The following is a 13,612-nucleotide window of genomic DNA, read 5'->3' on the forward strand; positions in this document are numbered from 1 at the left end:
GACTTTTGTCCCAGCCTCTAAGTGCTTACAATTTACCTGCTACGGCATCCAACAATTCTTGGATCTTAGATTGATTGCTTCCTCCTGCCATGGCCATGTCTGGTTTACCACCGCCACGTCCATCAACGATTGGAGCTAATTCTTTGACCAAGTTACCTGCGTGGATGTCTTTTATCTTGCTAGCTACAAGAAGGTTGACCTTGTCACCGATTGCTGCGACAAGAACAAGCACATCTGAGTAGTCTTTTTGCTTCCAGTTATCTGCAAAAGTACGAAGAGCACCTGCATCTGATACAGAAACTTGACTAGCAATGTAACGGTGGGCATTTGCTTCTTGAACATTCTTGAAGATATCGCCTGCGGCTGCAGCTGCCGCTTTTTCCTTCAATTCTGCATTTTCTTTTTGTAATTGACGGAGTTGTTCTTGAAGTCCTTCAACCTTGTGAGGTACTTCTTTGAGTTGAGGAGCTTTCAAGGTTGCTGCGACTGCTTTTAGTGCATCTTCTTGTTCACGATAAGCTTCAAAGGCTTCCTTACCAGTCACTGCCAAGATACGACGAGTTCCTGATCCGATCCCTTCTTCTTTAACAATCTTGAAGAGACCGATTTCAGAAGTATTGCCAACGTGAGTACCACCACAGAGTTCCACTGAGTAGTCACCGATGGTCACAACACGAACTTCCTTACCGTATTTCTCACCAAAGAGGGCCATAGCTCCCATTTCTTTAGCTGTGTCGATGTCTGTCTCAACAGTCTTGACTGCGATGGCTTCCCAGATCTTCTCATTGACTTGTTGCTCAATAGCACGCAATTCTTCTGGACTCACGGCTTGGAAGTGGGTGAAGTCAAAGCGAAGGAATTCTACTTCGTTGAGTGAACCTGCTTGAGTAGCATGATGTCCAAGGATATTGTGAAGAGCCGCATGGAGCAAGTGAGTCGCCGTGTGGTTCTTCATGACACGGTGACGACGATTGCTATCGATGGCCAAGGTGTATTCTTGGTTCAAAGCAAGTGGTGCAAGAACATCAACAGTATGGAGTGGTTGACCATTTGGTGCTTTTTGAACATCCGTTACAGTCGCTACGACGTTACCTGCAGCATCCAAGATTTGACCATGGTCCGCAACTTGTCCCCCCATTTCAGCGTAGAATGGAGTTTCTGCAAAGATCAGTGATGCAGTTCCTTCTGCTACAGTTTCTACTTCTGCATTATCCGCTACGATAGCCACCAATTTAGAAGGCAATTGGCTAGCATTGTAGTTGAAGACACTCTCTACAGTAATGTTTTGAAGGGTTTCATTTTGCATCCCCATAGATCCGCCTTTGACAGCAGATGCACGCGCACGTTCTTGTTGTTCCTTCATGGCTGCTTCGAAACCTTCACGGTCTACAGTCATTCCTGCTTCTTCAGCGATTTCTTCTGTCAATTCCACTGGGAATCCGTAAGTATCATAGAGTTTGAAGACATCTTGACCAGCGATGACAGTTTGACCTTTTTCTTTCAAGTCTGCTACGATAGTTTCTGCAAAGTGTTGACCTGAGTGAAGAGTGCGGGCAAATGACTCTTCCTCGCTCTTGACAATTTTTTCGATAAAGTCACGTTTTTCAAGCACTTCTGGGTAGTAGCTTTCCATGATTTTTCCAACAGTTGGAACCAGTTTGTAAAGGAAAGGCTCATTGATACCCAATTTTTGACCATGCATAGAGGCACGACGGAGCAAACGACGAAGGACATAACCACGACCTTCATTTCCAGGAAGGGCACCATCTCCAATCGCAAATGAAAGCGAACGGATGTGGTCAGCAATAACCTTGAAACTCATATTGTCGCCATCTTGGTCATAAACCTTACCAGACAACTTCTCCACTTCGCGAATGATTGGCATGAAGAGGTCTGTTTCAAAGTTGGTCTTAGCCCCTTGAATCACCGCTACCAAACGTTCCAAACCGGCGCCCGTATCAATGTTCTTGTGTGGCAATTCCTTGTACTCGCTACGAGGAACCGCTGGGTCCGCGTTAAATTGTGACAAGACGATGTTCCAGATTTCGATGTAACGGTCGTTTTCGATATCTTCTGCGAGAAGGCGAATACCGATATTTTCTGGGTCAAAAGCTTCCCCACGGTCAAAGAAGATTTCTGTATCTGGTCCAGAAGGTCCAGCACCAATTTCCCAGAAGTTGTCTTCGATTGGAATCAAGTGACTTGGATCCACGCCCACTTCAATCCAGCGGTTGTATGAATCTGTGTCATCTGGATAGTAAGTCATGTAGAGTTTGTCTTTAGGGAAGTCAAACCATTCAGGACTTGTCAAAAGTTCATAAGCCCAAGTAATGGCTTCGTCACGGAAGTAATCCCCAATTGAGAAGTTTCCCAACATTTCAAACATGGTATGGTGACGCGCCGTCTTCCCTACGTTTTCGATATCGTTGGTACGGATAGCCTTTTGCGCATTGGTAATCCGTGGGTTTTCAGGGATGATAGTCCCGTCAAAGTATTTTTTAAGAGTGGCAACCCCTGAGTTAATCCACAAAAGGGTTGGATCGTTTACTGGAACCAAACTTACTGATGGTTCTACTGAGTGACCTTTGGTCGCCCAGAAATCAAGCCACATTTGGCGGACTTGTGCACTAGACAATTGTTTCATTTATATCTCCTTTTTACTAATTTGAGTCTCTTTCTAGCATTTCCACATAGTCGATAGCGACACAGAGGGAAATGACTAGGTCTGCATAAGATTCGTCGTAGACGGTTACGGTATAGGTAGAGGTTAAATGGAAGAGTTCCTTGGCGATTTCCGCAATCACTTGATCACGATCATCCAGAAGTTTAAAGTTTAAATCCCAGATATTTCCCTCAATGCGCAGACCGAGGTTGTCAAATTCATACTTATCTCTAAAGAAAGTCAACTTCTTTCGGATATAAAAACTATCTCCATTACTGAGTTGAATCTCAAAGCGTGGCATGAAGGTCAACATTTCTTTACTAATCTCACTAACCTGTTCACCAGAATTATCAAAAATGGTAAAGGTCTTAGGAATCTTAAAAAATGAACCTTCAACCTGATAGGCGACATTCCCCATTTCATCTTTGATATCAAAGCGTTCACCACCTAGGCGAAATTTTTGTTTGACAAGAAATCTTCTCATAAGCACCTCCAAAAATAAAAGACAAATTCATATCACGAAGGGCGAAAAACCGCGGTACCACCTTCATTCAATGAACTTGTCATTCTTGATTCTTATGCAATTGTTACAATCGAGTAGCATGATTTTCTATCTTAGATGGCTCGCAGCACCGCCAATTCTCTGAACTAAGATGGAGAGAAAATCAATTCTCAACTCTAGTATTATATCGTTTTGATAGAAATTAGTCAAGGTTTATAATTTTACTAATACTACATCAAGTAATAAATTCTGAAAATTAAATACTAATCGTTTCTCCTACAGATAGGACTGTATAATTGGAAGCTTCAACTTCTGTTTTTGTCGTCTGGTAATGACTATAATCATCAATATGAATTGGATAAATATTTTGGGGCTGAAGTATAGATTCCAATTGCTGTAACATCTTTAAATTCATTGTAAATGGACCACCAAATGAATCAGATTTAACGGCTCCAAGATTTGCAAAAATAGCATCAATTTTTTGGGGAACAAAATCTGTTACCCTTGGATATAAAATCGTGTCACCTGTAAAGTAGATTATTTTAGTTTGCAAAGGACTTGTGATAGTTATTTGATATCCATTAACCCTTCCAACTATTTTTTGCATTATATAATTACTAGCATGATAAGCCGGTACAGCTTTAATAGCAATTTGATATTCATCAACTGAAAACAACTGCTCTTCTCCCCAATTTAAAACTATACTATTTAAACATGACAAACCTTTTGTGATTTTTCTGTTAGGAGAAATTACAGTTTTATACTTCAGGTATCCTTTGCCAACTTCATCTAAATGATCTTGGTGACCATGAGTTATTAACCATAAATCAACTTTGTTAAAAAGAGTCATATCATGATAAACATCGGTTTTTTTCTCAGATAGAAAACCTTTGAACTGGACCAAAGTACCTTTTGGCGATAAATCTGGATCGATTCCGATATAAAATTTATCATCTAAAGAAATGACTCCGCAAGCAACTCCACAATAAGTAAACGAAATAGACATAATACTCCTACAAATACTTTCCAAATCACTTTTTTATGAAAAGATAAATTCCTTATGATTAGAAAAATTATAACACGATTCACAAATTATTACTACTTAGCACTTGGAACAATAATAAAACCTAGCTATAGAAACTTTACTAGTTACTCATAGCTAGGTTTTGTTTTGTTTTAATTGAAATTATTTACGACAGTTGGAAAGCCACTACTTCCGATACATCTTAAATTGTAGGAAGAGGTCGCTGTAGATTCCTGTCCATTTATGGTCAAACTTCTCATAAACTTCTAGGTGTTTCATAGTGTCTGCGTCTGGATAGAAGGACTTGTCCTCTTTTGTTTCCTCAGGGAGCATTTCCTTAGCAGCATTGTTTGGTGTTGAATAACCGACATATTCTGCATTTTTCAGAGCATTTTCAGGCTTCAACATAAAGTTGATAAAGGCATAGGCTGCATCCTGGTTCTTAACTGTCTTTGGTATCACCATATTGTCAAACCAGAGGTTACTTGCTTCTGTCGGGACAACATATTTGAGGTTAGGATTCTTTTCCAACATCTGGCTAGCTTCCCCTGAGAAAGTCACACCAATAGCAGCATTGTTCTGAATCATGTAACCCTTCATCTCATCAGCTACAATAGCCTTAATATTAGGAGTTAGCTCATACAGTTTATCAACCGTTTGTGATAGTTGTTGAGGATCTTTTGAGTTGAGACTATAACCCAAAGAATTGAGTCCGAGTCCAAGTACCTCACGCGCCCCATCAAAGAGCATGATCGAATCCTTGTATTCTGGTTTCCAGAGGTCGTCCCAATGTTCAGGTGCTTCTTCCACCATGGTTTCATTATAGACAATTCCCAAAGTTCCCCAGAAGTATGGGATAGAGTACTGGTTATTTGGATCAAAAGACTGATTGAGAAATTCTGGACCAATATTCTCAATTCCCTCAATTTTACTATAATCTAATGGAACTAAGAGGTCTTCATCCTTCATCTTGTTAATCATGTACTCACTTGGGATGGCAATATCATAGGTTGTCCCACCCTGCTTGATTTTCGTGTACATGGCTTCGTTAGAGTCAAAGGTTTCATACTGGACTTGGATTCCTGTTTCTTCTGTAAATTTCTCCAGAAGTTCAGGGTCGATATAGTCTCCCCAGTTGTAGATGACCAATTTTTGACTATCACGACTATTGATTTTACTATCAAGATGGTAAGAAATTCCCCACAAAACGAGGATAATCGCAAGAATTCCTGCTAAAAATGAATAGAGTCGTTTCATGCTTTCTCCTCCTTCTCACGTGAAATGAAGTAATATCCGACAACTAGGATAATACTAAAGAGAAAGACCAAGGCTGAAAGAGCATTGATTTCCAGCGAAATTCCCTTACGAGCCCGAGAGTAAATCTCGACTGACAAGGTTGAAAAACCATTCCCCGTTACAAAGAAGGTCACGGCAAAGTCATCTAAGGAATAGGTGAAAGCCATGAAGTAACCTGCGATGATAGAAGGTGTTAGGTAAGGAAGCATAATTTCCTTAAACATTTGGAACTGACTAGCCCCAAGGTCATAGGCCGCATGAATCATATCCCCATTCATCTCTTTTAAACGAGGTAAGACCATAAGCACTACGATTGGAATGGAGAAGGCCACGTGACTGGACAACACTGTCAGAAAACCAAGTGAAAACTTGAGTTGTGTAAAGAGAATCAAGAAACTGGCACCAATCATAACGTCTGGTGCAACCATCAAAATATTATTAAGTGATAGAAAGGCTTCTTGGTACTTTTTACGTGATTGATAGATGTAGATAGCACCAAAGGTACCAATAACTGTCGCAATCAAGGCTGATAGAAAAGCTAGTAAAAAGGTTTGAACCAAGATCAGCATGAGCCTTCCATCACCAAACATGGTTTCAAAGTGAGACAAACTAAAGCCTGTAAAGCTATTCATATCATCCCCGGCATTGAAGGCATAGCCAATCAAGTAAAAGATTGGCAAATAAAGGACGATAAAGACAAAGGCTAGGTAAAGATTTGATAATTTTTTCATCGTTCTCTCCTTTCCTTAGTCACCCACATAGTGATAAACATAGTCAGGATAAGAACAACACCGATAGTTGAGCCCATACCATAGTTGTCATTGGTCAAGAAGTTTTGCTCAATAGCAGTCCCCAAAGTAATCACTCGGTTCCCCCCAATCAAACGGGTCAACATGAAGAGACTCAAACTTGGGATAAAGACAGATTGAACTCCGCTTCTCACCCCGTTCATAGACAGAGGGAAGATGACATGACGGAAGGTTTCCCACTTGGTTGCACCGAGGTCGTAGCTGGCATTGATGAGATTATTATCCATATCATCCAAGACATTGAAGATGGGCAAAATCATAAATGGAAGCTCGATGTAGCTTGCAACAAAGATAAAGGAGAAATCTGTAAATAGCAACTGCTGAGAACCAATTCCGATAAATTCTAGGAATTGGTTAATAGAGCCATTTTGACCAAAAATCCCGATAAAGGCATAAGCCTTAAGCAGTAGGTTGATCCAGGTTGGTAAAATGATTAGCATGAGCCAGAGTTGACGGTGTTTGAGACGAGTCAAAAAGAGGGCTGTTGGATAGCTAATCAAGAGCGTCACTAGAGTCACAATCCCTGCATAGAGAACAGAGTTGAAGCTCATTTTGAGATAGGTTAAGTTTTGCGACGCAAAATAGGATTTATAGTTTTCTAAACTGAACTGACCTTCGATGTTGAAAAATGATTGTCCAAAAATCAAGACCAAGGGTGCCAATACAAAGAGTGCAATCCAAAGCATGTAGGGCACGACAAAGAGTTTAGAGGTTGTTTTCTTCATCTCTTTCCTCCTCGATAGCGTTAATTAAACCTGCTTCATGCTCTTCGATTTCTACGTACTCTTCGATACGAGCATCGAACTCTTCTTCTGTTTCATTGAGACGCATGATATGGATATCTTCTGGTTCAAAGTCCAAACCAATTTCCTCACCAACGATGGCCTTACGAGTTGAGTGGATCATCCATTCATTACCAAGTTCATCATAAGCAATAATCTCATAGTGCACTCCACGGAATAGCTGCGTATCGACCTTCACTTGAAGTTTTCCTTCTTCTGGCAGAGTAATGCGCAAGTCCTCTGGACGAATGACGACTTCGACCGGTTCATTTGGCTTCATCCCACCATCGACCGCTTCAAAGCGTTTGCCGTTAAACTCGACCAAGTAGTCCTCAATCATGGTCCCTGGCAAGATATTTGACTCCCCGATGAAGGTGGCTACAAAGTGGTTGATAGGCTCGTCGTAGATGTCAACTGGTGTCCCAGACTGAACAATCTCACCGTCATTCATGACAAAAATCCAGTCACTCATGGCCAAGGCTTCTTCCTGATCGTGAGTAACAAAGACAAAGGTGATGCCCAAGCGTTGTTGCAGTTCACGTAGTTCGTACTGCATGTCTGTCCGCAACTTCAAGTCAAGTGCTGACAAAGGTTCATCCAAGAGCACCACACGTGGCTGGTTGATAATCGCACGTGCAATAGCTACACGCTGACGTTGTCCTCCAGATAGCCTACGGATAGAACGTTTTTCATATCCTTCAAGCTGTACCATCTTGAGAACTTCTAAGACACGTTTTTCGATTTCTTTTTTATCGACCTTACGCAATCGCAATGGAAAGGCAACATTTTCAAAGACATTCATGTGCGGGAACAAGGCGTAAGATTGGAAGACTGTGTGAACATCGCGCTTATTGGTAGGGATATCATTGATTCTTACGCCGTCCAGTAAAATATCACCCGTCGTTGCATCCAGCAAACCGGCGATAATATTGAGAATGGTTGATTTTCCTGAACCAGAAGCTCCTAGCAGTGTATAAAATTTTCCTTCTTCCAACTCAAAGTTAATATCCTTGAGAACCTTAGTGTCACTATCTTCAAAAACTTTAGAAACGTTTCTGAATTCGATAATTGGTTTTTTCAATTCCTCTAAATTCCTTTTTCTTCGTAAATTAACAGATTGGGACCTTGTTAAATGCTAGCAATGACTGTAAGGAATTGACCCAAACCATATCTAGCGATAAAATCCCAATCTTTGTATAATGTTTAATAATAATGTTATTCGTGTTCACCCAAGATACGAACTTCTCGCTCTAAGGTAACACCTGAATGTTCTTTAACTTTTTCAATGACAGACTCAATTAAGTCTTCATAGTCTCTTGCAGTCCCATCCGCAATATTGACCATAAAGCCTGCATGTTTTTCTGAGACTTCTACACCACCGATTCGGTAGCCTTTTAAACCAGCTTCTGAGATTAATTGCCCTGCAAAATGCCCAACCGGACGTTTAAAGACAGAACCACATGATGGATATTCCAAAGGTTGCTTAAGTTCACGCAAATGAGTTAAGCGATCCATTTCTTGATTAATAGTCTCATAATTCCCTGGAGATAGTGCAAATTTAGCTGATAAGACTACTGCTCCAGAATCTTGAATAGCTGAATGACGGTAACCAAAAGCTAAGTCCTTGGCTGATAAAGTCTCGATTTCCCCATCCTTGGTCAATACTTTGCAAGACTGCAAAATATGAGCAATCTCACCTCCATAAGCACCAGCGTTCATAAAGACAGCTCCACCGACGCTTCCTGGAATTCCACAGGCAAACTCAAATCCTGTCAAACTATGGCGTAGAGCAATACGAGTGGTCTCAATCAAGTTAGCTCCCGCTTCTGCTTCAATGGTGTAACCATCGACTGAAACATTGTTGAGCTTGTCACACATAATGACAAAGCCACGAATTCCGCCTTCTCGGACGATAATATTACTGGCATTTCCAAGAACCATCCATGGGATATTTTCTTGATTAGCGAACTTAACCACACGGGCCATCTCATAATGATTACGAGGAAAAGCTAAGTAATCTGCCTTCCCTCCGACTTTGGTATAGGTATAAGTTTTCAATGGCTCATCGAATCGAATATCAATTCCTTCTAAGGTTTCTTTTAATTTATCTAATACAGTCATCTTTCTTATCCTTTTATAAAATTCATTCCATTATACCATTTTTAGCGATTTTTTTCGACGATTTGAAAAGCTTTTTTATTCACACAAGTAAAAAAGAGGTCAGACCTCTTTTGCATGATTATTTTTTATACAAGATAGTTTTTGTAAAGTATACAAATAGAACAACTTCCACCGCTAACAATCCTTCAACAAGAAGCGGATTTGAAATCCAACCAACCTGAGATAGACTCGGAGCCAGATCAAAGAAGGCATGTAAACCATAAGCAGTTACTAGATAAATCCAATTCTTTTGACGGACTGCTTGATAAACCCAGAAAGAGAGACCAATTTGCATAACAAGAGCAAGCACACGCTCAACACCGAGTAAATAAACCTGCCATCCAGATAGAGATTGTACTGTTTCAAGTGTATTTTTAGGAAGGAGATTTGCCAGATCTGGATTTGAAGACTCTAATAACGAAAAGAGAATCAAAAGACTAATCAAGCTTCCCATTCCGAGGTAGAGCAATTCCAAGCCACCATGACCAAGTCCATAGGCGAGGGCATCCGAATCTTCCAAAGCTCTCTTCTTCTCCAACCATTTAAAGAAGACAAGGCGAGCTGTTTCTTCAAACAAAGCAGCCATACAGATCCCATAAATCACATAGAGAAGGGGACTTTCCGTCATGAGTGGAACTGTCCCATCCTTTTGTGGATGAAGAACTATAAGGTGAACAATTTTCTCCAGTACTTGAGATGAGACAAAAAATGCAACTGCCCCAAGTCCTAAAACTGAAAGGTTAATCTTGTACTTCTTTTTTGAGAACCAAATGGCAGCTATGAGAATTACAAATAAAGCTATCATTGTGATTATTACATGAATTTTCATACTTTTCTCCTTTTATTCAGCCTGATCGATATCTTTTTTCATCTCATCAACATTGAACTTAGCAAAGAGATACTGACGATCCTGGACAGGGAAACGTTGATCCAACTGGTCGACAGCTCCAACCTCTACGATTCCTTCCTTGATGACAAAGTCCATAACGTGACCACCAAAGGTTAGGTCATCTGAAATAAAGTGCAAATGATAGCCTGCGACACTGACGCCATGAAAAATTTCAGGTGTCCAGAATCCAACGATAGTCCCAGAGACATTTTCGCAACTATATTCAGGCTGATGAGTCGCAACCTCAGCAAATTTCGTTTCAGTTGTTGATTTTGGAATCATGCGAACATGCATGTGTTTAAAATCACCATGAATCTTAATCGAACGGAAAAGATTTTCTCCATCATAGTAGGACTCAATACGTTTTTCTAGTTCCTGATCAGTCATTTCAAAACGCTGGCGGAAAATAACTTCTGCCTGATGGGGTACAACTGCTGCATAGGGAATCAGTGCATCTGGTGAAACTTCAACGATTTCAGGCTTCTCACCTGAACCCTTAGCTTGATAGGCTTTACCATCTAAGACAATTAACTCCCCATCAATAGAGTCCAAGGTTCCTAGCCCTAAATCTCCATGTTCAAGTAACTCACCAACTGTCATGGTCCCGCCGTAAAGTCCTGCCATCAAGGCTCCCAAAGTATTATATTGGAATAATTTAACTGGTTCTTGCACCTTTATCATCTCACTCTTCTTTGAAAATTTACTTACTAAGTATATCACAATTCTTCTTAGAATTGAATGCTAGACTGCCTTTTAATACTCAATGAAAATCAAAGAGCAAACTAGGAAATCAGCCGCAGTTTGCTCAAAACACCGTTTTGAGGTTGTAGATGGAACTGACGTAGTCAGCTCAAAACACTGTTTTGAGGTTGTGGATAGAACTGACGTAGTCAGCTCAAAGCACTGCTTTGAGGTTGTGGATAAAACTGACGTAGTCAGCTCAAAGCACTGTTTTGAGGTTGTGGATAGAACTGACGAAGTCAGTAACATACATACATACGGCAAGGCGACGTTGACGCGGTTTGAAGAGATTTTCGAAGAGTATAACATTGCCAAACGTCTAAAAAAAAGGTACAATGTAACAAAATCAAGAGAGGTCTGGAATGAAGCAAGAAAGTAAGTACGAACAAGTTGTTCACTATCTAAAAGAAGAGATTGAATCAGGAAAACTTCAAACAGGAAGTCGTCTACCTTCTATCCGAAAACTCAGTCAAGACTTCCACTGCAGTAAAGATACTGTGCAGCGTGCACTTTTGGAACTCCGATACGAGAAATACATATACTCCAAACCTCAAAGTGGCTATTATGTTTTAGAACAACAAGCTAGCCACGAAGACCTCGTTATCTCGGTCAATGACGAACATGCTGCTGCCTATGATGATTTTCGTCTTTGTGTCAATGAAAGCTTGATTGGTCGAGAAAATTATCTCTACAACTACTATGAACACCAAGAGGGTTTAGAAGAATTACGAAAGTCTGTTCAGAAACTACTGTTTGACCAAGCTATCTATAGTAAACCCGATCAATTAGTCATGACAACTGGAACCCAACAAGCACTGTTTATTCTTTCTCAAATTGACTTTCCGAGTAAGGGCCAAGAAATACTGGTCGAACAACCAACCTATCACCGAATGAACCAACTTCTGCTGGCTCAAAATATTCCCTATCAAACCATTGAACGTCGCGTGGATGGCATTGACCTTAAAGAACTTGAGAAACATTTTAAAAGTGGTAACATTAAATTTTTCTACACCATTCCTCGATTCCACTATCCGCTGGGGCATTCATATTCTGAAGAGGAGAAACGTGCTATCCTTGATCTAGCAGCCAAATATCAAATTTATATCGTTGAAGATGATTATCTGGGAGACCTAGATCCTAAAATGGGACAAACCTTTCATTATTTGGACCAAAATGATTTGGTCATCTACATCAAGTCTTTTTCAACAAGTATTTTCCCTGCACTTCGAATCACTGCTCTCATACTTCCAAATCCTATTAAAGGTCTTTTTGTGGCCTACAAAAACATTCTGGACTATGATAACAACCTCATTATGCAAAAAGCTTTATCACTCTACATCGATAGTCAACTTTTTGAAAAAAATAGAGTAGCAAGATTGGCACTGCAAGAGAAAAGTCAAGACTTCATTCATAAGCTATTAAAATCTTATCCCCTTTCCCTACCAAACTATCCTCTCCATGATGGACTTCTGCTTGATCTCAGGAACTATCCTAAGATTGCAAGCCTCAAACATAGCTCTTTAAATCTAGACTTTTTCGAATCGTCCTACATTGAGACTTGCCCTTATCAATTTGCTAAGGTTCCTTTAGAAAATCTTGAAACAACATTAAACTACTTAAAAACAGAGAGTGGGACAGAAATCGGTAATTCGTTAGAATTCGATTTCGTCGTCCCACCTCCGCACAGTTGAGTAAGGCTGTAAAAGCTGATGAAATCAGCGTAGTAGAGCCCACTCAACCACTGCGTCTTGCTTGATAATCCAATGACAATTGAGAGGCTAGGACTTTTGTCCCAGCCTCTGTTATTTTTTATTGCTCTACTTCTGTTAGCTTGGCAGCTTTTTCAAGATATGTTTGATAAGTACCGTCATCTTTCAGTTTTTGAATAACCTTATCAACTACTTCCTTCAAATCTGAGTTGCCTTTCTTGATAGCAACTGCATTTTCTTCGCCTTCTTTCATAGTTAAGCTTACTGTTGCGACAGCCAAGTCAGCATTTTTTGTTGCATAGCTGAGGGCTACTGGCTCATCCATATGAACAGCATCAACCTTACCTGATTGAAGTTCATTAACAGCTTCACCCATATTTGTCAATGAAGTCAACTGCGCTTTAGGAAGTTGCTCTTTAACCATAGATTCAGGGACAGTTCCTTTTTGAGCTACAATATTTGCACTTGCTAGAGAATCTAAATCTTTGTATTTTTCAAGATCAGTTTTTCTGATTAGGAAGCTAATTTTGTTTTCATAGTAAGGAATTGAGAAATCAAAGACTTCTTTTCTTTCTTCAGTTGCACTGATTCCCGCAATGGCCAAATCTGCTTTCCCTGTTTGAAGACTGGTCAAGACATTATCAAAACTCATGCTTGAAACTTCCAATTTCACTCCAAGTTCATCAGCAATAGCTTGTGCCATATCAATATCAGCACCGACGACTTGGTTCTTGCCATCCACAAGTGCTTGAAATTCAAATGGTGCATAGTCTGGGCTAGTTGCGACAACTAATTTACCTTTTTGTTTGATTGCCTCTACTGCAGACTGTGAGCTTGAGCTAGATGATTGGCAAGCAACTAAAAAGAAACTTGCAAGAAAACTACATAAGACAAATATCCATTTTTTTAATTTCATAAATAAACAACCTCTCTATCAATTTTGTATAATTATAACTCAGCAAGCCTCGCTTGTCAAGTATAAATTTAATATTTATTTATTTTTTTCATTTTCTCAAACAAAAAAGAAGCTTTTATTCA

Annotated in this window: 13 protein-coding genes; 2 read left to right on the forward strand and 11 right to left on the reverse strand. The window is 40.0% G+C overall.

Annotated elements, in window-relative coordinates; all coding sequences use genetic code 11:
* Positions 1-25 precede the first annotated feature (25 nt).
* From alaS to budA, 10 genes are all read right to left on the reverse strand, one after another.
* Positions 26-2,644, reverse strand: a complete 2,619-nt coding sequence (gene alaS, locus QM923_RS04005) for an alanine--tRNA ligase (RefSeq protein WP_414290962.1) — start codon at positions 2,642-2,644, stop codon at positions 26-28.
* A 16-nt stretch (positions 2,645-2,660) separates the two neighbouring features.
* The gene (locus QM923_RS04010; RefSeq protein WP_373074131.1) at positions 2,661-3,146 is read right to left on the reverse strand and encodes an LURP-one-related/scramblase family protein; all 486 of its coding nucleotides are present in this window, start codon (positions 3,144-3,146) and stop codon (positions 2,661-2,663) included.
* A 274-nt stretch (positions 3,147-3,420) separates the two neighbouring features.
* A complete protein-coding gene (locus QM923_RS04015; RefSeq protein ID WP_414290963.1) occupies positions 3,421-4,170 on the reverse strand; it encodes an MBL fold metallo-hydrolase in 750 nt (249 codons plus the stop codon).
* Between the two features lie 204 nt (positions 4,171-4,374).
* Complete coding sequence (locus QM923_RS04020) at positions 4,375-5,445, reverse strand: ABC transporter substrate-binding protein (RefSeq protein WP_006153433.1); 1,071 nt, start codon at positions 5,443-5,445, stop codon at positions 4,375-4,377.
* Positions 5,442-6,215, reverse strand: a complete 774-nt coding sequence (locus tag QM923_RS04025; RefSeq protein ID WP_006150756.1) for an ABC transporter permease — start codon at positions 6,213-6,215, stop codon at positions 5,442-5,444. Before QM923_RS04025 ends, QM923_RS04020 begins: the two co-directional genes overlap by 4 nt.
* Positions 6,212-7,018 (reverse strand): ABC transporter permease, encoded by an 807-nt coding sequence (locus QM923_RS04030; RefSeq protein ID WP_000754116.1) that lies wholly within the window; start codon positions 7,016-7,018, stop codon positions 6,212-6,214. The genes QM923_RS04025 and QM923_RS04030 overlap by 4 nt, the downstream gene beginning before the upstream one ends.
* Positions 6,999-8,156 (reverse strand): ABC transporter ATP-binding protein, encoded by a 1,158-nt coding sequence (locus QM923_RS04035; RefSeq protein ID WP_036754586.1) that lies wholly within the window; start codon positions 8,154-8,156, stop codon positions 6,999-7,001. Before QM923_RS04035 ends, QM923_RS04030 begins: the two co-directional genes overlap by 20 nt.
* 134 nt (positions 8,157-8,290) lie before the next feature.
* On the reverse strand, positions 8,291-9,196 hold the full coding sequence (murB, locus tag QM923_RS04040; protein ID WP_414290964.1) for a UDP-N-acetylmuramate dehydrogenase: 906 nt from the start codon (positions 9,194-9,196) through the stop codon (positions 8,291-8,293).
* A 118-nt stretch (positions 9,197-9,314) separates the two neighbouring features.
* A complete protein-coding gene (locus QM923_RS04045) occupies positions 9,315-10,064 on the reverse strand; it encodes a YhfC family intramembrane metalloprotease (RefSeq protein WP_414290965.1) in 750 nt (249 codons plus the stop codon).
* A gap of 12 nt (positions 10,065-10,076) precedes the next feature.
* Complete coding sequence (gene budA, locus QM923_RS04050) at positions 10,077-10,805, reverse strand: acetolactate decarboxylase (RefSeq protein ID WP_178895153.1); 729 nt, start codon at positions 10,803-10,805, stop codon at positions 10,077-10,079.
* A gap of 82 nt (positions 10,806-10,887) precedes the next feature.
* Here budA and QM923_RS04055 point away from each other — a divergent pair, with 82 nt between their 5' ends.
* Together QM923_RS04055 and QM923_RS04060 are read left to right on the forward strand one after the other, a co-directional pair.
* Positions 10,888-11,244, forward strand: coding sequence for a hypothetical protein (locus QM923_RS04055; RefSeq protein ID WP_414290966.1), 357 nt, complete (start codon positions 10,888-10,890; stop codon positions 11,242-11,244).
* Positions 11,228-12,556 (forward strand): aminotransferase-like domain-containing protein, encoded by a 1,329-nt coding sequence (locus tag QM923_RS04060; protein WP_414290967.1) that lies wholly within the window; start codon positions 11,228-11,230, stop codon positions 12,554-12,556. Before QM923_RS04055 ends, QM923_RS04060 begins: the two co-directional genes overlap by 17 nt.
* Before the next feature lie 118 nt (positions 12,557-12,674).
* Here the strand turns inward: QM923_RS04060 and QM923_RS04065 are convergent, their stop codons facing one another.
* Positions 12,675-13,490, reverse strand: coding sequence for an ABC transporter substrate-binding protein (locus tag QM923_RS04065; RefSeq protein ID WP_414290968.1), 816 nt, complete (start codon positions 13,488-13,490; stop codon positions 12,675-12,677).
* Positions 13,491-13,612 lie beyond the last annotated feature (122 nt).

Origin of the sequence: Streptococcus infantis (assembly GCF_047463275.1) — a bacterium.
GTDB lineage: Bacteria > Bacillota > Bacilli > Lactobacillales > Streptococcaceae > Streptococcus > Streptococcus infantis_AF.

Bases quoted from the DNA above. Each gene is read 5' to 3' on its own strand.
- alaS (WP_414290962.1), bottom strand. From the start codon at position 2,644: ATGAAACAATTGTCTAGTGCACAAGTCCGCCAAATGTGGCTTGATTTC.
- QM923_RS04010 (WP_373074131.1), bottom strand. From the start codon at position 3,146: ATGAGAAGATTTCTTGTCAAACAAAAATTTCGCCTAGGTGGTGAACGC.
- QM923_RS04015 (WP_414290963.1), bottom strand. From the start codon at position 4,170: ATGTCTATTTCGTTTACTTATTGTGGAGTTGCTTGCGGAGTCATTTCT.
- QM923_RS04020 (WP_006153433.1), bottom strand. From the start codon at position 5,445: ATGAAACGACTCTATTCATTTTTAGCAGGAATTCTTGCGATTATCCTC.
- QM923_RS04025 (WP_006150756.1), bottom strand. From the start codon at position 6,215: ATGAAAAAATTATCAAATCTTTACCTAGCCTTTGTCTTTATCGTCCTT.
- QM923_RS04030 (WP_000754116.1), bottom strand. From the start codon at position 7,018: ATGAAGAAAACAACCTCTAAACTCTTTGTCGTGCCCTACATGCTTTGG.
- murB (WP_414290964.1), bottom strand. From the start codon at position 9,196: ATGACTGTATTAGATAAATTAAAAGAAACCTTAGAAGGAATTGATATT.
- QM923_RS04045 (WP_414290965.1), bottom strand. From the start codon at position 10,064: ATGAAAATTCATGTAATAATCACAATGATAGCTTTATTTGTAATTCTC.
- budA (WP_178895153.1), bottom strand. From the start codon at position 10,805: ATGATAAAGGTGCAAGAACCAGTTAAATTATTCCAATATAATACTTTG.
- QM923_RS04055 (WP_414290966.1), top strand. From the start codon at position 10,888: ATGAAAATCAAAGAGCAAACTAGGAAATCAGCCGCAGTTTGCTCAAAA.
- QM923_RS04060 (WP_414290967.1), top strand. From the start codon at position 11,228: ATGAAGCAAGAAAGTAAGTACGAACAAGTTGTTCACTATCTAAAAGAA.
- QM923_RS04065 (WP_414290968.1), bottom strand. From the start codon at position 13,490: ATGAAATTAAAAAAATGGATATTTGTCTTATGTAGTTTTCTTGCAAGT.